Annotated in this window: 25 protein-coding genes and 1 pseudogene; 22 read left to right on the top strand and 4 right to left on the bottom strand. The window is 39.6% G+C overall.

The window, feature by feature from the left end:
• Nucleotides 1–70 precede the first annotated feature (70 nt).
• The 16 genes and pseudogenes from rlmD to O3793_RS07675 all read left to right on the top strand — a co-directional run bounded on the left by rlmD (nucleotide 71) and on the right by O3793_RS07675 (nucleotide 10,585).
• Nucleotides 71–1,429 carry a 23S rRNA (uracil(1939)-C(5))-methyltransferase RlmD gene (gene rlmD / locus O3793_RS07750; protein WP_371446604.1) on the top strand — a complete coding sequence of 453 codons (1,359 nt, stop codon included), beginning with the start codon at nucleotides 71–73 and terminating at the stop codon, nucleotides 1,427–1,429.
• A 335-nt stretch (nucleotides 1,430–1,764) separates the two neighbouring features.
• A pseudogene (locus tag O3793_RS07745) lies at nucleotides 1,765–2,076 on the top strand (DNA polymerase III subunit epsilon); the annotation flags it as partial.
• A gap of 117 nt (nucleotides 2,077–2,193) precedes the next feature.
• The gene (locus O3793_RS07740) at nucleotides 2,194–3,216 is read left to right on the top strand and encodes a hypothetical protein (RefSeq protein WP_371446602.1); all 1,023 of its coding nucleotides are present in this window, start codon (nucleotides 2,194–2,196) and stop codon (nucleotides 3,214–3,216) included.
• A 38-nt stretch (nucleotides 3,217–3,254) separates the two neighbouring features.
• A complete protein-coding gene (locus O3793_RS07735) occupies nucleotides 3,255–3,569 on the top strand; it encodes a TfoX/Sxy family protein (RefSeq protein ID WP_371446600.1) in 315 nt (104 codons plus the stop codon).
• Between the two features lie 21 nt (nucleotides 3,570–3,590).
• The gene (locus O3793_RS07730) at nucleotides 3,591–4,079 is read left to right on the top strand and encodes a GNAT family N-acetyltransferase (RefSeq protein ID WP_371446598.1); all 489 of its coding nucleotides are present in this window, start codon (nucleotides 3,591–3,593) and stop codon (nucleotides 4,077–4,079) included.
• 192 nt (nucleotides 4,080–4,271) lie between these two features.
• Nucleotides 4,272–4,652 (top strand): VOC family protein, encoded by a 381-nt coding sequence (locus tag O3793_RS07725; RefSeq protein ID WP_371446597.1) that lies wholly within the window; start codon nucleotides 4,272–4,274, stop codon nucleotides 4,650–4,652.
• A 154-nt stretch (nucleotides 4,653–4,806) separates the two neighbouring features.
• The gene (locus O3793_RS07720; protein ID WP_371446595.1) at nucleotides 4,807–5,331 is read left to right on the top strand and encodes an RDD family protein; all 525 of its coding nucleotides are present in this window, start codon (nucleotides 4,807–4,809) and stop codon (nucleotides 5,329–5,331) included.
• Nucleotides 5,328–6,110, top strand: coding sequence for a hypothetical protein (locus O3793_RS07715; protein ID WP_371446593.1), 783 nt, complete (start codon nucleotides 5,328–5,330; stop codon nucleotides 6,108–6,110). The genes O3793_RS07720 and O3793_RS07715 overlap by 4 nt, the downstream gene beginning before the upstream one ends.
• 25 nt (nucleotides 6,111–6,135) lie before the next feature.
• A complete protein-coding gene (locus O3793_RS07710; protein WP_371446591.1) occupies nucleotides 6,136–6,711 on the top strand; it encodes a hypothetical protein in 576 nt (191 codons plus the stop codon).
• Between the two features lie 18 nt (nucleotides 6,712–6,729).
• Nucleotides 6,730–7,170, top strand: a complete 441-nt coding sequence (locus O3793_RS07705) for a GNAT family N-acetyltransferase (protein WP_371446590.1) — start codon at nucleotides 6,730–6,732, stop codon at nucleotides 7,168–7,170.
• Between the two features lie 108 nt (nucleotides 7,171–7,278).
• Nucleotides 7,279–7,803 carry a cysteine hydrolase family protein gene (locus tag O3793_RS07700; protein WP_371446588.1) on the top strand — a complete coding sequence of 175 codons (525 nt, stop codon included), beginning with the start codon at nucleotides 7,279–7,281 and terminating at the stop codon, nucleotides 7,801–7,803.
• A gap of 263 nt (nucleotides 7,804–8,066) precedes the next feature.
• Complete coding sequence (locus O3793_RS07695) at nucleotides 8,067–8,513, top strand: NUDIX hydrolase (protein ID WP_371446586.1); 447 nt, start codon at nucleotides 8,067–8,069, stop codon at nucleotides 8,511–8,513.
• A gap of 143 nt (nucleotides 8,514–8,656) precedes the next feature.
• Nucleotides 8,657–8,869, top strand: coding sequence for a helix-turn-helix transcriptional regulator (locus tag O3793_RS07690; RefSeq protein ID WP_371446584.1), 213 nt, complete (start codon nucleotides 8,657–8,659; stop codon nucleotides 8,867–8,869).
• The gene (locus O3793_RS07685; protein WP_371446583.1) at nucleotides 8,856–9,248 is read left to right on the top strand and encodes a DUF2178 domain-containing protein; all 393 of its coding nucleotides are present in this window, start codon (nucleotides 8,856–8,858) and stop codon (nucleotides 9,246–9,248) included. The genes O3793_RS07690 and O3793_RS07685 overlap by 14 nt, the downstream gene beginning before the upstream one ends.
• Nucleotides 9,249–9,464: 216 nt before the next feature.
• Nucleotides 9,465–10,157, top strand: a complete 693-nt coding sequence (locus O3793_RS07680; protein WP_371446610.1) for a hypothetical protein — start codon at nucleotides 9,465–9,467, stop codon at nucleotides 10,155–10,157.
• A gap of 29 nt (nucleotides 10,158–10,186) precedes the next feature.
• On the top strand, nucleotides 10,187–10,585 hold the full coding sequence (locus O3793_RS07675; RefSeq protein ID WP_371446582.1) for a hypothetical protein: 399 nt from the start codon (nucleotides 10,187–10,189) through the stop codon (nucleotides 10,583–10,585).
• Between the two features lie 66 nt (nucleotides 10,586–10,651).
• On the opposite strand, the gene O3793_RS07670 is transcribed toward O3793_RS07675, so the two are convergent.
• From O3793_RS07670 to O3793_RS07655, 4 genes are all read right to left on the bottom strand, one after another.
• On the bottom strand, nucleotides 10,652–11,044 hold the full coding sequence (locus O3793_RS07670; RefSeq protein WP_371446580.1) for a hypothetical protein: 393 nt from the start codon (nucleotides 11,042–11,044) through the stop codon (nucleotides 10,652–10,654).
• On the bottom strand, nucleotides 11,025–11,909 hold the full coding sequence (locus O3793_RS07665; protein ID WP_371446608.1) for a phosphodiester glycosidase family protein: 885 nt from the start codon (nucleotides 11,907–11,909) through the stop codon (nucleotides 11,025–11,027). The genes O3793_RS07670 and O3793_RS07665 overlap by 20 nt, the downstream gene beginning before the upstream one ends.
• 70 nt (nucleotides 11,910–11,979) lie before the next feature.
• Nucleotides 11,980–12,273 (bottom strand): GtrA family protein, encoded by a 294-nt coding sequence (locus tag O3793_RS07660; protein WP_371446578.1) that lies wholly within the window; start codon nucleotides 12,271–12,273, stop codon nucleotides 11,980–11,982.
• Nucleotides 12,270–13,019, bottom strand: coding sequence for a glycosyltransferase family 2 protein (locus O3793_RS07655; RefSeq protein ID WP_371446576.1), 750 nt, complete (start codon nucleotides 13,017–13,019; stop codon nucleotides 12,270–12,272). Before O3793_RS07655 ends, O3793_RS07660 begins: the two co-directional genes overlap by 4 nt.
• A 217-nt stretch (nucleotides 13,020–13,236) precedes the next feature.
• Between O3793_RS07655 and O3793_RS07650 the strand changes: the two genes are divergently transcribed.
• The 6 genes from O3793_RS07650 (at nucleotide 13,237) to O3793_RS07625 (ending at nucleotide 18,078) form a co-directional block, all read left to right on the top strand.
• On the top strand, nucleotides 13,237–13,962 hold the full coding sequence (locus tag O3793_RS07650; RefSeq protein ID WP_371446574.1) for a MerR family transcriptional regulator: 726 nt from the start codon (nucleotides 13,237–13,239) through the stop codon (nucleotides 13,960–13,962).
• Complete coding sequence (locus O3793_RS07645) at nucleotides 13,959–14,777, top strand: YhfC family intramembrane metalloprotease (protein ID WP_371446572.1); 819 nt, start codon at nucleotides 13,959–13,961, stop codon at nucleotides 14,775–14,777. Before O3793_RS07650 ends, O3793_RS07645 begins: the two co-directional genes overlap by 4 nt.
• Nucleotides 14,778–14,806: 29 nt before the next feature.
• Nucleotides 14,807–15,214, top strand: a complete 408-nt coding sequence (locus O3793_RS07640; RefSeq protein ID WP_371446570.1) for a hypothetical protein — start codon at nucleotides 14,807–14,809, stop codon at nucleotides 15,212–15,214.
• A gap of 148 nt (nucleotides 15,215–15,362) precedes the next feature.
• Nucleotides 15,363–16,697: an Nramp family divalent metal transporter gene (locus O3793_RS07635; protein ID WP_371446568.1), complete on the top strand. Its 1,335-nt coding sequence runs from the start codon at nucleotides 15,363–15,365 to the stop codon at nucleotides 16,695–16,697.
• Between the two features lie 161 nt (nucleotides 16,698–16,858).
• The gene (locus tag O3793_RS07630; RefSeq protein ID WP_371446566.1) at nucleotides 16,859–17,128 is read left to right on the top strand and encodes a hypothetical protein; all 270 of its coding nucleotides are present in this window, start codon (nucleotides 16,859–16,861) and stop codon (nucleotides 17,126–17,128) included.
• A 56-nt stretch (nucleotides 17,129–17,184) separates the two neighbouring features.
• Nucleotides 17,185–18,078 carry a DUF4300 family protein gene (locus O3793_RS07625; RefSeq protein WP_371446564.1) on the top strand — a complete coding sequence of 298 codons (894 nt, stop codon included), beginning with the start codon at nucleotides 17,185–17,187 and terminating at the stop codon, nucleotides 18,076–18,078.
• The last annotated feature ends 106 nt before the right edge of the window (nucleotides 18,079–18,184 follow it).

Raw genomic sequence — 18,184 nt, 5'->3', positions numbered from 1 at the left:
TGTTGGAGTAGCCTTTTTATTTCCGCTAAAAGACGGTATAATAAACGTGATAAACTCTGGAGGAACAGAAATGAAGAAAAACGAATTTTATACAGTAACAATTGAAGATTTAACGCATGAAGGACTTGGAGTCGGGAAGGTCGATGGCTTCCCGCTATTTATCGAAAATAGTATTCCTGGAGAAGTCGTTCGTGTGAAGACGATGAAAATTGGAAAAAGCTATGGCTACGCGCGTGTGGAGGAGTGGTTGGAAGTGAGCCCGAATCGCGTGGAGGTCAAAGACTCCCTTGGAACACGTGTGGGAACAATGCCGCTGCAACATATGACGTATGAGAGTCAGCTGGCCTTCAAGCAGCAACAAGTGAAAAATGTGATGACGAAAATCGCGAAGATGCCAGCATTAGAAGTGCGTAGGGCGCTTGGAATGGAGTGTGCGCTGGGCTACCGAAACAAGGCGCAAATCCCAGTACGTACGGTAGACGGGCAGTTGACGACAGGCTTCTTCAAGAAGAACTCGCATGACTTAATTCCTATTGAAGACTTCCATATTCAAGACCCTGAAATTGACCGCTTGATTGTGGCCGTACGTGATATTTTGAGAAAGTATCCAGTGGTGGCGTATGATGAAGCGAACCATACTGGCGACTTGAAGCATATTATCGTGCGACGCGGCTTGCGTACGAAGCAAGTGATGATTATTTTTGTGACGAGAACAAAGGTGTTGCCGCAAGCAGAAGCGATTGTCAGAGACATTACGGCAGCGCATCCGGAAGTGGTGTCTATCGTGCAAAACATCCAACCGAAGCCAACGAACGTCATCATGGGACGTGAGACGAAAGTGCTATTCGGGGAAGATGTGTACGAAGAGAAGTTGTTCGAATTCACGTTCAAGATTAGCGCGCGTTCGTTCTTCCAAGTCAATACCGTGCAAACCGAAGTGCTCTATCAACAAGCCATTGACGCTGCGGATTTGAAGGGCGGCGAGACCGTCGTGGATGCGTATTGCGGCATTGGGACGATGAGCTTAGCCTTTGCCCGCGATGCGAAGAAAGTCTACGCCATGGAAATCGTGGATGATGCGATTGTGATGGCCAAGGAAAATGCGAAACTGAACGGCGTGACGAATGTGCACTTTGAAACGGGGGCGGCTGAGAAAATTATGCCACGCTGGAAGGAAGAAGGCATCCAGCCAGATGTGATTGTGGTGGATCCACCACGTAAAGGGCTCGACCTTGCGTTTATCGAAGCGGCATGTGAAACTAGCCCAGAACGTATCGTGTATGTGAGCTGTAATCCAGCAACACTCGCGCGAGACCTTGTCCACTTCAAGGAACGCAGATACGAGGCGCAATACGTGCAACCAGTGGATATGTTCCCGATGACCGCGCATGTTGAGACGGTAGTATTAATGTCAAGGGTTGATAAATAAGAGTGTAATAAGATAAGTAAATAAAGGCTTTCCGTGATTTGAGGTCTGGTTTTAAGCCGGAAGGATAATCACGGTTTTTTGTTTTGAGGGAAGATATCCGAAATTGGAGAATTTGAAAAGTAATCAGCCAATACGGTTATTGATTTGGTGAGTTGATAAGATGGTTGACTAAATAATGGTGAGTTGATAAGATGATTGGCAAAGTTTCTTCGTAACATTGAACTGCTTACTATTCTAAATATTTATCAAATCGGGATTTTTAATACTTGAAAAAACAATGCCTTTATTGTATAACATAAACACCTGATGGAGGTGTAATTATGCACGTAGGATATAGAGAGGGATCTCGCAGGAAAAATGGCAAAGTAGATGAAGCTATTGCACTTTTTGATAAAGCTCGATATAACGGCTATGATGCTCCTGCGCTATATGATTCTTATGCTAAAGCTTATCGAAAAATTAAGGATTACGATAATGAAATTCTCATTCTTGATGAAGGAATTATGCGTAAAACACGGCACGATGTTGGTACTTTAGCGGCTCGTAGGGATAAGGCAATTAAGCTATTATTTGCTAAACAAGAGGCAGAGCGGATAGCTAAGGAAAAATCTGAATTTCTAAAAGCGAACAAAAAAGAGGATATTTAGAGGTTCAAAACGAAGTTAATAAGTTAATATAAAAATATACTAAGACTACGGAGTAAAATCTGTAGTCTTATTTTTTATGGTATAATAAATATAAATTAGAATTTATAGGATAAAAACATGGTAAAAGTAAAAAATAACAAGATAAAAACATACATTCTATCAGCAATAACATTAATATGGCTAGCAGTTTCCATGATACTTTTATATATAAAAAGTAGGACTGGTTATAGAATATTAATTGATTTCTTTGGGTTACAATTAAGGCAAGAAGATGTCCTATTTATTCTTTTACTGATGATTGTAGCTTGGCTTATCTTTTTTCTAAAGCTATTTTGGAAGAAATATTCTAGTACCATTGCTAGAGTTATTCTGGTAACAGGCTGGATTTTATTAATTGCAGGATTCTTATTTGGGTCTTTAATTTTTTTAGGTGGTCATCTTGTAAGTACCTACTATACTTTTATTTCCCCTGATAAAAAACATACGCTAGTAGTTGATGAGGCTTCGTTCTTGCTTTTGTCAAATGTAAGTTTATTTGAAAGGATAAATCCTTTATTTATTGAAGATTTAGGCGCAAAAACCTCCCTCGATGATGGATTTTCACCAATTTCAGCAGGTAAGTACTGGATAAAGTGGGATGGAAATAGGGTTAGCCTTGCGATGTTGGATGAACTTGGGACTAGGACATGGCATGTAGTAAAAGTTTCCTTAGGAGATAGTGATAGGAATGTTCAACATGATAATTTAGACTCTGAGGGCAAGCCTATTGTCTATGAGGAAAATTATTCTCCTACGCTTCCTGCGAAAGATACCATTCATAAACCACTAACTAAACAAGAAATATTAGATAGTTTATCTCTTGAAAATGCTATCATAATACCAAATTCTAACTATGGACTTATAGAGGTTGATAGGGCTATGGCTAGAAGTCTATGGTATTTTGTAAGAATTGAGGAAAATAGGATGATTTATATTTCTGATGCTCCGGATACATCTCTTAAAGTTGAGGGAGAAATTGATTCTGAAGGAAAAATACATTTAAGATTTACGGATATTAATAATAATCAAACCAATTATGAATCTTTAAACCAGGGAAAGACTTGGAAAAATGCTCATAAGTTTTCGGGTAACATGGATTAAATCGGTGTAGACAAATGCAAATTTTGGAGGTATATATTATGGCTTCAAGTAAAGAGTATTTAGATTTCATTTTAGAACAACTATCCGAGTTGGAAGAAATAACATATAGGTCAATGATGGGCGAATATATTATTTATTATCGAGGAAAAATTGTTGGTGGAATTTATGATGATAGGTTTTTAGTGAAGCCTGTTAAATCCGCAATAGCATATATGCCAAATGCAAAATATGAGTTACCGTATGATGGAGCAAAGGAAATGCTATTGGTAGATAATGTTGACAACAAAGAATTTTTAACTGGCTTATTCAATTCAATGTATGATGAGTTGCCTGCACCAAAACCGAAGAAATAATCGAATTTGAGGAGACTTAAAATGCTTGAGATAAAAGAAACAATGATTGAGAATATCAAATGTGTTCAGCAGCTCTGGGCTGATGGGGATGTCATGAAGTTCGTCGGTTTTCCAGACGGCTTACATCAAACAGATGAAGGAATGCAAAATTGGTTTCAGTGGATTAAATCGAACAGACCGACTTTAAACCACTATTCAATTTTTGAAGACGGGAAATACTGCGGAGAATCGTTCTATGAAATCAACGCAGAGCATCGAAGCGCCGCTCTGGACATAAAATTGTTTGGATTTGCACGGGGATGTGGAATTGCAACGGCTGGACTCTCCCATGCAATCAAAGAAGCGTTCCTAAACGGTGCAGAGATTGTATGGGTCGATCCGAATCCGGAAAACGTGAAAGCAATCGCGTTGTATGAGAGGCTTGGCTTTCAGCAGAAAGACTTTCCGGAGTACCTGATTTCTGAGGGTGAGGAGAAAACCTCAATCTATATGGAGCTTCGCAAAAACTGATTCCATACGCAAATTCCAGTTTGTAGAGGTAAACCTTTTTAACGATAACCTTATGTTATTGTTAAAAAGTATGTGGATATGTTTTTCATGACCGCGCATGTTGAGGCGGTATCACTGCTTGTGCGAGCTGAGGCATCAGCAAAGTAAAAATTGAATATATTGATATTTCCGGCACCAGATGGAGGGAAAACAATGCATCATATTGAGATTTATGTAAGTAATTTAGATAAAACCAAGGAATTCTATTCGTGGATACTTAGCTTTTTAGGTTTTGAGTTATTTCAAGAATGGAAAGACGGATTTTCCTATAAAAAGGACGAATTTTATATTGTTTTTGTACAGACAAAAGAAAAGTATCTTAATAACGGATACAATAGATGTAATATCGGCTTGAATCATCTTGCTTTTCGTTGTCAAACTAAGGATAAAATCGATCAAATTAGGAAGAATCTTATTCAGAGGAATATAGTTTTGCTTTATGATGATCAATATCCATATGCCGGAGGTACTGAACATTATGCAGTCTATTTCGAAGATCCGGATAGGATTAAAATAGAAATTTGCTTGGAGTAACTTAAAAATTTTCAGTAATGATGAGAAATGGTAAATTTCAGTTTGTAGCTATGTGTCCAGATACAGAAAGATTCACTTGGCATACTTAAAGTGCACTTATTTCATGTTGAGAGGATATCACTACTTGTACGTTCTTAGACAGGAGGATAAAATAATGGAGATTTTGGAAATTAATCCTATTTCGGTAAAAAAAAGAATGACCGAACTACTATTTGATTATCTTATAATCATAACTTACTTGGGTATTCTGTTTCTTTGCGCTATGACTTATTACTACATTGTTTTTAATGGTGTGCCAATGCAAACAGAATTTCAGGCGCAGACTCTTACATTTTTTACCAGTGTTCTGCCAATCATGCTTTATTTCACATTTTTGGATTATGCAAAAAATGGAAGTTTTGGGAAATCAAAAGCAGGGCTTCGTCTGGTCTATCAGAAAAAAACAATTCAAGCCAGCTTTATTAGAAATCTCATCAAATTTTTACCTTGGCAATTAGGACATATGGGAACTATTCATGGAGTCTATAGTGATTTTGATTTAATATCTATTATCCTCTCGTCTTTAGCAACTTTACTTGCACTGTTGTTACTGGCAATGGCAATTTTTAGGAAAGATAAAAGGCATCTAGGAGATTTGCTAGCTCATACACAGGTTCAGATAGAGGGTGACAATAAGTGATTTATCTTAATCGTTTAAAAAAAGTGAATGAAAGTACTGTAATAGACTACCCTAACCAATTCAAAAATTTTTTTGAAAATCTAGATACCAAAGAAGGTACTTTGATCTGTTGCCATCAATCTCAGGGAAATAACTTAACTTGGTTTGTTTATCGAAAAAATGACCATAAAATTCGGATTGAAGTGAGAGACGAAAAGAATGTTCAATATTCTTATTTAGATTTGGAAGATTGCTTTGTTGGTTCTGAAGTAACTTTTAAGGGCTTCTCTGATAATAGAATCATCGTTTCATTGACAGCAGGACAGGATGGCTCACAGGATTTTTGCCTTGAATTTTTGAATCATGAGCTAAGTGTGAGACATCAATTTCCACGGGATTTGGCGTATGTTTTTACGATTGACGAGGAAAGTTCGCTGCTGGTAAATTTTTACACGACAGAATTTTATAAAATATCGAATCATGATTTCCAAATAAAATCTAGTCAACGATTTCCTGTATTTGCACAGGACGGGCTATCAAACGTATGGAAGATTAACAATTCTTATGGTGTACTCTCTACAACGGAAGAAAGATGGTTTGTGTTTCATTTGAAAACATTGGAACTCGTTGATGAAATGATGCTAGATAAGTGCCGAGGAGAATACTCTGGGGTAGACACACTGTTTCAGACAAGCAATCAATTGATTTTTAGATGCTATCAATACAATGAAGGAACAAAAGAAGTTGAATACATGAGTGTGGAAAAGAATGATTTAGCGAACATAATTGAACAATCATGATAAGGACAGTTTAGGAGGGTTATCGATGGTTATATTGGAATTGTATCAAGGTGATTATCAAAAGGATTTAGTCGCGTTTGATTCTTTAGAAGAAGGGAAAGCCTTTGTCGCTCAAATTCCAGGGTATACTCTAGAAAACGAAGATGGGTTTGAAGTGGAGTATGTGAATCCTAAACACTTGCCGGATTATATGGAAATTGTCTTCAATGGAAATATTGTCCCTTTATCTAGATTTTCGTTTGAACCTGAAGAAAATGTCGAGATTATTTGGAAAGAAATTTCGAATCTATCCGTTAAAAACGATAAAGTGGTCGAAGGAGCTACAAAGGTCGATGCTTATGTCGTGAATAACGATGAAGTTAAAGCCTATATCGAAGCCAGAGAGATAAACTTCCGCAAGGCAAAAGCTTTCTTAGAAAGTAAAGGGTATGAAGTCGATAGAAGCTATTTTGGAAGTGAAGACGGCGAAGCGATTCTCTACAGAAAACGCGGCACCGAAGATTGGCACTTCTTATGTCACTTAGACCCGCTGTTTGTAGAGATTGAAGATGTTGAAGGGTTTGTGGAGAATATTGAAGAATCGGAAGAAGCGTCTAAATAGAAAGAAGGAAAAATAAAGTTGAATAGAATAGTAGACGATCAGATAACGCTTATTCCTTATTATAGAAATGATGACATCTCCCTTCTTTGGTATCAAGATAGTGAGGTATGCAAACAAGTAGATAATACTGATCAGATTTACGATCTAACAAAACTTCATAAAATGTATGATTACCTAACTTCACATGGTTCTTGCTATTATATCCAATATGAAGGAGTGTTAGTTGGAGATGTGACACTCCAAGATAGTTCGGAACTTTCTATAGTTATCAGCAAAGAGTATCAGAATTTACAGATTGGAAGACGATGTATTTCTGAAATGATACAGCTGGCGAAAGAACAAAAAATGGTAAAGGTCTCTGCACAAATATATCCTTTTAATACTCAAAGTCAAAGAATGTTTTTGGCTTTGGGATTTCAGAAGGTAGATGAAGAGTGGTATGAATATAAGTTGATTTAGGGTAGTTGTAGATCATTTTATATATTTAAATACTGGTCCGTATTTTGTATATCAAAGAACATCAAATTGAAAATTAACTCATTAAAAACATATAAAGGAGTACGATTAGTGAAAGCATTAATTGTTTTAGATTGTCAAAAAGGAATGTTAGCTAGAGGGGATTTTGACCTGCTTAGAGAGAATATTTTGAAGTTACAAGAGATGTTTAAAGCGAGCGGGGACCTCATTATTCATACGCGTCATATTGATGAGAATGAGGAGAGTATTATTTACAATGGCGACGAGCGAGGAGCGCTTGATGAAGAGCTTTCTGCGGATGCGGATTTTATCGTGGAGAAAGACTCGCCAAATATTTTCCAGAGTGAAGAGTTAAAGGCGATTCTTGCGAACCATCCAGTAGATGAAGTGGTGATTACGGGATTGAACGCGGAATATTGCTGCTTATTTTCTGCTATTATCGCTTCAGACAGAGGCTATAAGGTGACTTATATTGAAGATGCAACGGGGAGCGTCAATGACGGCGACACTTATGAAATGCCAGGGCTAGACCTTGTGGACTTCGTTGGCTGTGTCTTGGATTGGTCTGGACAAGTCGAGGTTCTATACTTCGATGAGTTCAAAGAGAGAGCGTAACAGTTGAATTTGATGGAAGCAGGCAAAGTAAAATTTGCCTGTTTTTTTGTGTAATTAAGCAAATTATCCCTTACATTTTGATTTATCCCTTAAAAATGGATGTGATTTAAGGGAAAACAACCAGAAAAAGTGTGCTGTTTCGAATAGTATATGGAACAATTTTAAGAACTGTTGAGAGACTTCATTTTTTAACAAGGAAGACAAAAGCAAAAAGAACTGTGATATAATGGTTGTATTCATTTTTTCAGAAAGAAGTGATTACCGTGGATTTTCGAGTAAAAGGAGATACGTATAGATATGGCGTTAGAGTAACGGCGATTGTAGTGAGGGATGGCAAGTTGCTTACTTATAAAGTAGAAGACCAAAATCACTTAGTTGGCGGGGCGATATTGGTAGGCGAAGCAAGCCGTAAAGCTGTAGCCAGAGAAGTGAAAGAGGAACTAGGTGTAGACTGTGAAGTTGAAGAGTTGATGTTCGTTGTTGAAAATCGATTTGATTATAAAGGCGAACTCCATCATATGATTGAATTTCATTATAAAGTGACTCTTCTAGGGGAGGTTCCGTCTCATACGTTGGATGAAGGAAAATATGAATGTGAATGGGTAGACCTTCAAAAATTAAGTGAGTATGATATACGACCTCAATATTTAATAAAAGAATTACCCCTTTGGAAATCTGGAATAAAACAGATTGAAATAGGGTTAGAATAGATTATTTTCCAAACTAACTAAGCCGGAGCCCGTCGAAGGGCTCCGGTATTTTTGGGTCTAGATGGAAAGTAAGCTTGACATTTTATTGAAAAATAATTATATTGTATGTAAAGTAAACTTTCCATCTTGAGAGGTGATACGATGTGAAAAATAGGCTTGAGGAAATTCGGAAGGCAAAAGGAATCACACAAGAAGAACTTGCGAATGCGCTGGAAGTATCTAGGCAGACGGTGGGATCTTTAGAGAACGGAAGATACAATCCGTCCATTATATTGGCATTTAAAATAGCAAGGTTCTTTGAGGTATCCATTGAAGAAGTATTTATTTATGAGGAGGGTCAACATGAAGACGAATAAATTGTGGTGTCTAGGATATTTAGTAGGGATTTGCAGTTTGCTGGCAGTATTTACACTTAACTTGAATGAAGTGGTTAGAGTATTATTGATTTTTGTTTTTTCCATCAGTGTATCTGTTTCATATGTAGAGATGACGCACCACAAACTGCTGAAAACGGATCGCGATTACAAAATTAGTATGAATGATGAACGAAATGAAAAAATCAGAGATAAAGTCAATGCAACGATGTCTCCAATTCTAATGCTTCTGATGGGAATTATTGCAGTTATCTGTATTTCAGTAGGGGCATATTTGCCGGCAACTCTTTTAACAGTTTCACTTGCATGTTCTCCCGTTATCATGCTTTTTATCAGCAAGTATTACGAGCGAAAATATTAAATCTTTGTCGAAAAAGACCCGAAGAATATGCAGTTTGCCATTGAAGCTGAATAGAGAACATGAGATAATGGGCTAAGACAGTCATTTTTGATTAAAGATATAAACAATTTTGTAACCGCAATCATACACAGATTGCGATTTTGGAGGAACGATATGGATTATCAAGCAGTACGAAAAAAATATACGCTTTATACAAGAGTTGCGGGAATTTTGACAATGTTCCTCATTCTTTGCGTCACGTTCGCAGTCAGTGACATTACGATGAGAACAGGGGGCGTTCTTGTGATTGTCGCCGGGTTAGCCATTGCCATCTATTTGATTAATAAATGGTATTTAACCACTGTGGCGAAATTGCTGCATGTGGATTTGGATTTTGCATCGTGGGAACAATATATCGAGACGAATAAAGAGGCCAAAAGAGCGGTCCTTCGATTAGACGCGGCAACGTCGGAAGTGTCCTTGGCGTACATGACAGGGGACTTCGAGACGGCGATTCGAAAGGCCAAAGAAATCTTGAGTCGGGACGGACTTCAAGTGCAATATCGAAACGTCTTGCAAAGCTATCTAATCCGTTCAGTCGTGTTGAGTCAGCCGGAGTTGAGCCGAGAAGAGCTGGATGCGATGATTAGCGGACTGACGATAACAGACCCTACGCTGGCCGAAAAGACGCAAAAGATGAGTGTGGCTCTCTATGACCTAACGATCGCACACGAGAGCAACGACTACTTCGAAACGTTAACGAACGAATACAAGTACCCACAGCTAGAAATCATCTACTACAAGGCGTTGAACGCTGCTATTAAAGGAGAAACAGAGCGAGCAACTGAGCTACTTAGCCAGCTTGTCGGTGAAGATGAGAGGTTGTATGTTGTTAGGATGGGGAAAGAACTTATAGAAAGAACTGTATAAATGATTACCAATAGTTAAAGGAGAAACATATGAATGAGTTTAAAATAGTCTTAGATGATAATTTCGGGACATATGTAACTATTCCAGAAGCAAGCAGAAAAGTATGGTTAGAGGTATCAGATGGTTTAGAAATATCTGAATTCGCAACGAATCTTCCAAACAGTTATCAAACAAAAATACATCAACTGTTAGAGAAATCAGGAGTGTGGTTTTATAAAGCAGAAGAGAAAGTTTTTAACGAATTTGGCGAAAAAATACCTTTAGAATTATTTGGAATACATTTGTTATCAGAAGATGACGAACCAGATTTTATTTTTGGGCTAGTATTTGGTTCTCCTAGAGAATCGGAGCATGGAATTGGCTTGAAAATGTCATTAAATACAATGGATATTATTGATTATGGAGATGCAGAAATTGCTTATTTTTAGTTTTGCGTAGTCACTATCTATTAACAACAACAAACCGGAGCCCCATAAAGGGCTCCGGCCTTCTTTTTATTTAGCAACTGCCTTCTTGTAGTACATCTCTAACCCCAGTGCTGCAACTAGCAGCAATACACCGACTGGTAAGTAGAGGGTTGGGTAGACGGAACTGGTTCCGTAGATGTCGAAGACTCCTTTGAGGAAGCTGCCGAAGATGAAGGTGAGGACACCCATCTTATAGGCTGCTTGTGCGTCTTCTGATTCCAAGAAAGTTTTCCCGGTCATTTTTGCGATGAGATTTGGCACCACTCCAAGCACGAGTGGAATCATAAACAGCAAGTACATGAATGGGGAGTAGACTTGGTGGCTGAAGAATTCATACACCGTTCCAACGACCAGTGTCACCACCGTTGCGACTGTGTAGAATGTCAGTCCTGATTTCTTTTTATAAGTAGACAATGTCACTCACCTCTCTTTCTTCGATATTTCGACCGTTTGTTGTCGGTTTGTTAATGATTTGTCCGTTAAAGTACATCGATGATGATCCGCCACCGTCTAAGTTATAGGCGGTAGTGACGTTCAATTCTTTCATAAATTCAGCTAATTGTTTCAACGATAGTCCTTGGCTTTCGCTGGTTCGTCCGTCTGATACCACGAATACATAAGTGCTGTCGTCGACGATTCCGATGGCTGTACGCGGATTGCTCGCCATGGCTTTCCCAACATCGTCAGAGCTGTCTACAGAAATTTCGCCGTTTTCAATCAACGCTGGGCCAAATGACAAGACTTGCATCGCGCCGTTATCGACTAACTGTTGCGCTGTGATGTCACCTTCTTTGATGATGCCGAAGCTTCCGTCTTTGTAGATGACTAAATCCTCTTGGCTAGCATTCTGACTCTCACTTCGTAACAGTTGTCCATTACGAACCACATATCCAGCATCTCTAGCGCCGTAGTAGTCACCGTTAATCGCAAGAACAGCATTCACGCTTTTAGCGGTTGTCGAAGTCTTCGCGACTACGTTTCTGCCGTAGGTTTCATTGGCCAAGGCTGTCTTAATCGAGGCGTTCCCTTTAATTTTCACCGTTGCGACGTGGATTTGCGTTTTATTTCGCTCGTACGTGTCAATCGTGATGGACTTTGTATCGTCCTCGTAGGCAGTCGCCGTGCTCACGGTTGGCGTTGTAGAAGTGCCAGTGCTACTAGAGCTACTTGAGTTCCCTGATGTTCCCGTGCCGCTTGCGCTAGTTCCTGTGTTCGTTGCCGCGGCCGTGTCATTACTGAACTTTGCGAGGCTCTTTGAGATGAAGAGCGTATCGGCCACGACCATTCCCGAAGCCCCGATGAGGACTGCCGTATAAGCGGTCGTTAAGATTTTTCTGAGTGATTTTCCTTTTTTGTTATTTGACATAATGCACACCTTTCTCTTGTCCGAAAATGACTTTCTTCTGTACAAACCAGTTAAAGAAGAACACCCCGATTTCGGTGATGATTTTACCAATGAGTGGTCCGATGCCGAATCCGTAGCTGAGGCCCATCAAAATCAATGTATTCAGCGTTAATGAGAAGCTGGCGAGTAAAATATAGCCGCCGAGTTCTTTTAGAAACGGTTTGTCGCTGGCAAAGACGAACTTCTTATTCACGAAGAAGTTGAATCCTGCGCTGATCACCCTTGCGACGACGTTAGCGGTCACGAGTGGTACTCCGATAAAAATCTGGAAGGGTAGACGGTGTAGTCTAGAAAAAACGAGAGAATTGATGATAGGGCGAATTGGAAAATCTCTTTGTAGATTCTGAATGAATCGCGAAGAGGATTAAAGTGTGAGCCCTCATTTTTGTTCTCGTAAATCGTTTGAATTTCTAGTTCGCAGAATGGGCGTTTTTCTTTTGCCCAAACCATCAACACATTCATTTCGTATTCAAAACGTGATCCTGAAATCTCAAGCATTTTTTCTAAATGGGCGCTTGAGAATCCACGCAGACCAGTTTGTGTATCGCTAATTTTCGTGCCACTTGTGAGTTCGAAAATTTTCAAGGTGATTTTGTTTCCGACACGACTCCTGAGTGGGACGTGGGTTCCGTCGAAGTTTCGAACGCCGAGTACGAGGCTGTCTTTATCAAGGGATGCCCTGGTGGCGATGCACACGATGTCTTCTGGACTGTGTTGTCCGTCAGAGTCCGCTGTGACGATAGCCACTTCCTCGTTTGCGTATGTTTCTTTAATGTATCGATAAGCTGTTTTTAGGCCTTCGCCTTTCCCTTTATTTTCAGGATGCGTTAAAACGGTCGACCCTGTGAGTTGGTTGAAGATAGGAAGATATTTCTCCCCACTGCCGTCATCGACAACGACTACTTCTAAGTCTTTGGCGATTAGTTGTTGCGTTAAAGGAATTAATTTTTCCTCTGGTTCATATGAAGGGATAATTACGATTGTTTTCATTGTTTGTCACCGCTCGCCTGGTTGGGGAGCTTCTCCTTTCCGTTTGGTTAACTATAATTTGCAACATGAACCTAAAACGTACTTAAAAGAGGTGGAAAAAAATAAAATGAACATTTAATATAGTATTTAATAGAAAAATAAAAAATCCCCTAGCGTCAGGTATTGCTTGTAACGCTACGTCATGTAGTAATATGCAGGCAATAAGGAGGTGAAAGCTATGTCAAAATACACGACAGGTGAGCTTGCGAAACTTTGCAATGTGACTGTTCGAACCGTTCAGTATTATGACAAAAGAGGTATCTTGATTCCGACAGAACTTTCTGAAGGAGGTAGAAGATTATATACTGAAAGTGATCTTCAACGTCTAAAAGTGATTTGTTTTCTTCGAGAGGTGGATGTACCCATCGATGCCATTTCTCAATTGTTAGAAGAAGAACATCCTGAAAAAGTCATTTCGATTTTAATAGAACAACAGGAAAGTTTATTGATGGAAGAAATTCAAGAGAAACAAGAGCAATTGGAAAAATTGCGTGAATTACAGTCGACAGTCCAAAACAAAGAATCCTTCTCAATTGAATCTATCGCGGACATAGCAGTAGTGATGAAAGGTAAGAAACAACTCAAAAAACTTTACAGGATTATCCTTTCAACAGGATTGGTGGTCGGAGTACTTCAGTGGGTGTCGATTGCATTCTGGATTTTCAAAGGAATGTGGTGGGGATTTGCGCTATGGGCTCTTTTGGCAACGGTATGGCTTATTTGGGTATGTAACTATTACTATAAACACGTTAAATATATTTGCCCTGAGTGCCATCAAGAATTTAAACCAGGAAAGAAAGAAGCTTTCTTTGCAAAGCATACGCCAACAACTCGGAATTTAACTTGCTCAGAGTGTGGCCATAAAGGATTCTGTATTGAAATTTGGGACGGTGATCAAGCATGAGTGGATTTAATCAAATCGTTCTTGGACCAACGGCGATACCTTCATTAATCGTGACGATTGTTTTGCTTCTTTTAATAGGAATTTTACCGACCGTTTATTGGATGAAAAGTCATAAAGGTCAAGTGAAAATCAGTTATTTCATTGCTGGGGCATTAGGCTTTATTGTTTCTGCCCGTATTCTTGAATCGGTCTTCCATTATTTCTTTTTACTGGCAGATAATCCTATTTCTCAGTTTTTAAATGGAAATACTGTAGCATTCGTGTTATATGGAATGTTGATGGCAGGGATTTTTGAGGAATGTGGTCGCTATATTGTATTAAAATACATTATGAAAAAACACCGCACCCGTGAAAATGCAGTTTTGTATGGAATTGGGCATGGAGCTATCGAAGTTCTAACAGTTGTTCTTCCATCAATTCTGCTTTACTTAGTGATTGCGACATCGATTCAGAATGGAAGTGTCGATTCTACGCTAACTGCATTACATGTTACTGAGAAGAATGCAGCCTTCGCCATGCAAAGTTTTCAAGCGGCGGCACAATTTAATGTTGAAACAGCTGTGATGACCGTTCTCGAAAGAATCAGTTCAATGGGGATTCATATTGGCTGTACCATCATCGTGTATTACAGTGTCATCGCAGAAAATAAGAAGTATTTATGCGGGGCCGTTTTACTACATATGATGGCGGATTGCTTTGCAGCGCTCTATCAACGAAATGTCGTGGGAGCTGGAATCGCTGAAACTGGAATTTTAGTTATGGCAATCGTCATTGTATGGATTGCGACAAAAATATATAAAAACAAATTGGCATAATGAATCGTTGATGCAAAGGAGGAACGACAATGGCAACAATAGAAAGTGGAGCGAGATTTGGGATTCCGCTGGTATTCCTAGTGAGTTATGTGTTTATTGCGACATGTGTGCTTGTCATTTTCGTTCGCCGATGGACAGCCGCAAAACAAAGCGGAGGTCCGTTCATGGCAGCTTTTCATATCGCGAATGGAACATTTTACATTCATGTGGCATTCTGTTTCAAAAAGCGTCGTATTCCTCTATCATCTATTCGCCGGATTTCGATTGATTTCATGCGCGGTCGAAAAGGTGGAGGCGCCCGTTATGTCGTCATCATTGAACAAAAGGATGGAACCACGACCATGTTCTTCATGGGAAAAAGCAAAACCAATGATGCGTTGCTAGAGCAGTTGCCTCAAGCTGTGAAGCGGTATCCGATTAAGGTTTCCCTAAAATAATTTGAAAAAGCAGTACCTATAGTAACATCTCACATTGCACGATGAGTGCGTGAGTGCTATAATAGGTACTGCTTTTTATTGGACACGACTTGTTTTCAGATTATTTACACAAATTGAAAATTATTTACAACAGAAAGGAGAGAAAATGATGTCTACTCATAAAAAAGTATCACTTTCAGAAGTAAACCAATCGATTGAGACGCCAAAGAATAATAATTTCTGGCAAAACCTAAAAGCCTTCTTAGGACCAGGAGCGCTTGTAGCAGTAGGGTACATGGACCCAGGTAACTGGATTACTAGCGTGGTCGGAGGGGCTTCGTACAAATATACATTGCTCTTCGTAATCCTTATTTCGTCATTAATCGCAATGCAGTTGCAACAAATGGCAGGAAAACTTGGGATTGTAACGCGTATGGACTTAGCGCAAGCCACAGCGCATCACGCACCAAAATGGCTTCGTCACATTTTATGGGTGATCGTCGAATTAGCACTGATGGCGACAGACTTAGCGGAAGTACTTGGATCAGCCATTGCCTTGAACCTCTTGTTTGGAATTCCAATTATGGTGGCCATCTTTATTACGGTTCTGGACGTATTCTTGCTTCTTGGAATTATGAAGCTTGGATTTAAGAAAATCGAAGCAATTGTATCAACGTTGATTTTAACAATCCTTTTAATTTTCGTGTATTTAGTAGCGTTAGCAGAACCAAGTATTTCAGGAATTTTCACAGGATTCCTACCAACGGCGCAGTTATTCGAACCAACAACTCCTGGACACGATAGCATTTTAACATTGTCACTAGGGATTATCGGGGCAACCGTAATGCCGCATAACTTATACTTGCATTCATCACTATCACAAACGAGAAAAGTGGACTACACGGATCCAGACAACGTGCGTAAAGCGGTTCGTTTCATGACATGGGACTCAAACATTCAGTTGAGCTTAGCATTCGTCGTGAACTCACTCTTATTAATCTTAGGGGCAGCGTTATTCTTCGGACACGCATCTGAAATCTCTGCCTTCTCGCAAATGTACAATGCGTTGCAAGATTCGAAGATTGCCGGTGCGGTCGCAAGTTCGACATTATCGACACTCTTTGCCGTGGCGCTTTTAGCAAGTGGTCAAAACTCAACCATCACAGGAACATTGACAGGACAAATCGTGATGGAAGGTTTCTTACATATGAAACTTCCACAATGGATTATCCGTCTTGTGACTCGTTTATTCGCCTTACTACCGGTAATCGTCGTAGCGATGTTGTTCGGTTCGCAAGAAAAAACATTGGACCAACTCTTGGTGTACTCACAAGTATTCTTATCAGTGGCGTTACCATTCTCAATTTTCCCATTGATTTACTTCACTTCGAAGAAATCACTCATGGGCGAGTTTACCAACGCCAAATGGAATACCTTCCTCGGATACACGGTAGCCGTTATCCTAACCATCTTAAACTTCAAGTTAATTTTTGATTTATTCTAAAACGAAACGGGCATCTTCGGGTGCTCGTTTTTTTTATATGGTTTTCCTAAATTTCACAGAGGTTTTATTGTATTTTTCTAGAGAATAGGATAGATTATAAGTGAGAGAGTTGAAACCGCATTCAATGGTTGCTCAATACAAGTAGGATTAGGAGGATGGTTATGAGTTTTCCATTTCGTGAAGATTCAAATACGGCAACGATACTGTGCAAGCATATTGCAAGAGGAGAACAACCGATTCTATATGTAAGTCACGACGAGGACGATGGCATGTGGCAGTTTCTATGCAACGAGGAGCATACCATTGAGGACTTGATGTTAGTGACCTTGAAACAAGCCTACGAGCTCGATCCGTCTATCGGGGAAATCAAAGACTTACCTCTAGGAAAAGAAGTATGGAGGGAATATCCACAAATGCCGTGGAGAACTTAAAGTTGAGGATGAATCGCTTGGTAATCGTAGAAAACGACAGTGAGAGGGAGAAAAGAATGAAGAGTATTTCGAAAACAGTAAAATTAGGACTTTGTGCAGCCGTTCTGATTGGCTTAGCAGGATGCGCTAAGACGCAAAAAGAAACGACGACACAGGTAGCTCCAGAGACGACAACCGTAGCGGCACAATCGCAGGAAGCACCGCAATGGGTTGCGACCTATACCAATATCAGCAATCCTTCAAGCGTTGAAGAAGTGAAGGCGTTGTTGTCCGCATATTTAGATAAAGAAAGTGTGGAGAAGTTCTTCGAGTTCGTGAATGACTATAATGAGATTGTCGGCGAGACAGGTTTGCAAGGGGACTTTGCGTCGTTTACAAAAACGGAATATGACGTCGAAAAAATCAGCGCGCTCTGGACTGCAAAACACGGCGAATTTGTTGGAACGAACTGCCGTATCAATACGTATGCGTTGTTGAAGAATAAGATTACGATTCCGAAGATTGCTGCGGATAGCGAGCTCTTATTTATCGATAATGATGCGATTGACAAGGGACATCTCTTTAGTGCGGATGAAAAAGAAGACTTGAATCGTTTGTTCTCGCGTGTGGAAACGGAAGCGACAACAGACGTGAAGACGCATGCTAAGAAGATGGAACAGTTCTTGTCGCAATTTACTTTTGACGAGAATGCGCGTATGCTCTCAGTCGTGATTCACGATAATTTGGACGGAGAATCGCTCTTTATCGGCCACGTGGGAGTCTTAGTACCAACGGGAGACGGGTTCCTCTTTGTTGAAAAACTCACCTTCGAGGAACCATACCAAACGATTAAATTTAAGACGAAAGAAGATGTCTACAAGTATCTTGAAACGAAATATCAAGACTATACCGGAGAAGGCCTAGCGAAGCCGTTTATTATGGATAATGCAAAATATGTGGAGAGGTCGTAGGAATCCTTTAGGGAACGTAAAAATAGGATAAGATGTGGGATTGAATCCTAACAGCACCTATGGTAGTATTAATAGCAAACTTAAAGAGACAGGGTTTGGAATCACT

This window comes from Granulicatella sp. 20925_1_28, from assembly GCF_041433575.1.
Lineage (GTDB): Bacteria > Bacillota > Bacilli > Lactobacillales > Aerococcaceae > Granulicatella.
The sequence above is the reverse complement of the archived record's forward strand: the minus strand, read 5'-3'. Positions and strand labels throughout refer to the sequence as shown.

Excerpts from the sequence above, each read along its gene's own strand:
- rlmD (WP_371446604.1), top strand. The coding sequence starts at position 71 with ATGAAGAAAAACGAATTTTATACAGTAACAATTGAAGATTTAACGCAT.
- O3793_RS07740 (WP_371446602.1), top strand. The coding sequence starts at position 2,194 with ATGGTAAAAGTAAAAAATAACAAGATAAAAACATACATTCTATCAGCA.
- O3793_RS07735 (WP_371446600.1), top strand. The coding sequence starts at position 3,255 with ATGGCTTCAAGTAAAGAGTATTTAGATTTCATTTTAGAACAACTATCC.
- O3793_RS07730 (WP_371446598.1), top strand. The coding sequence starts at position 3,591 with ATGCTTGAGATAAAAGAAACAATGATTGAGAATATCAAATGTGTTCAG.
- O3793_RS07725 (WP_371446597.1), top strand. The coding sequence starts at position 4,272 with ATGCATCATATTGAGATTTATGTAAGTAATTTAGATAAAACCAAGGAA.
- O3793_RS07720 (WP_371446595.1), top strand. The coding sequence starts at position 4,807 with ATGGAGATTTTGGAAATTAATCCTATTTCGGTAAAAAAAAGAATGACC.
- O3793_RS07710 (WP_371446591.1), top strand. The coding sequence starts at position 6,136 with ATGGTTATATTGGAATTGTATCAAGGTGATTATCAAAAGGATTTAGTC.
- O3793_RS07685 (WP_371446583.1), top strand. The coding sequence starts at position 8,856 with ATGAAGACGAATAAATTGTGGTGTCTAGGATATTTAGTAGGGATTTGC.
- O3793_RS07680 (WP_371446610.1), top strand. The coding sequence starts at position 9,465 with ATGTTCCTCATTCTTTGCGTCACGTTCGCAGTCAGTGACATTACGATG.
- O3793_RS07675 (WP_371446582.1), top strand. The coding sequence starts at position 10,187 with ATGAATGAGTTTAAAATAGTCTTAGATGATAATTTCGGGACATATGTA.
- O3793_RS07665 (WP_371446608.1), bottom strand. The coding sequence starts at position 11,909 with ATGGTCGTGGCCGATACGCTCTTCATCTCAAAGAGCCTCGCAAAGTTC.
- O3793_RS07655 (WP_371446576.1), bottom strand. The coding sequence starts at position 13,019 with ATGAAAACAATCGTAATTATCCCTTCATATGAACCAGAGGAAAAATTA.
- O3793_RS07650 (WP_371446574.1), top strand. The coding sequence starts at position 13,237 with ATGTCAAAATACACGACAGGTGAGCTTGCGAAACTTTGCAATGTGACT.
- O3793_RS07645 (WP_371446572.1), top strand. The coding sequence starts at position 13,959 with ATGAGTGGATTTAATCAAATCGTTCTTGGACCAACGGCGATACCTTCA.
- O3793_RS07640 (WP_371446570.1), top strand. The coding sequence starts at position 14,807 with ATGGCAACAATAGAAAGTGGAGCGAGATTTGGGATTCCGCTGGTATTC.
- O3793_RS07635 (WP_371446568.1), top strand. The coding sequence starts at position 15,363 with ATGTCTACTCATAAAAAAGTATCACTTTCAGAAGTAAACCAATCGATT.
- O3793_RS07630 (WP_371446566.1), top strand. The coding sequence starts at position 16,859 with ATGAGTTTTCCATTTCGTGAAGATTCAAATACGGCAACGATACTGTGC.
- O3793_RS07625 (WP_371446564.1), top strand. The coding sequence starts at position 17,185 with ATGAAGAGTATTTCGAAAACAGTAAAATTAGGACTTTGTGCAGCCGTT.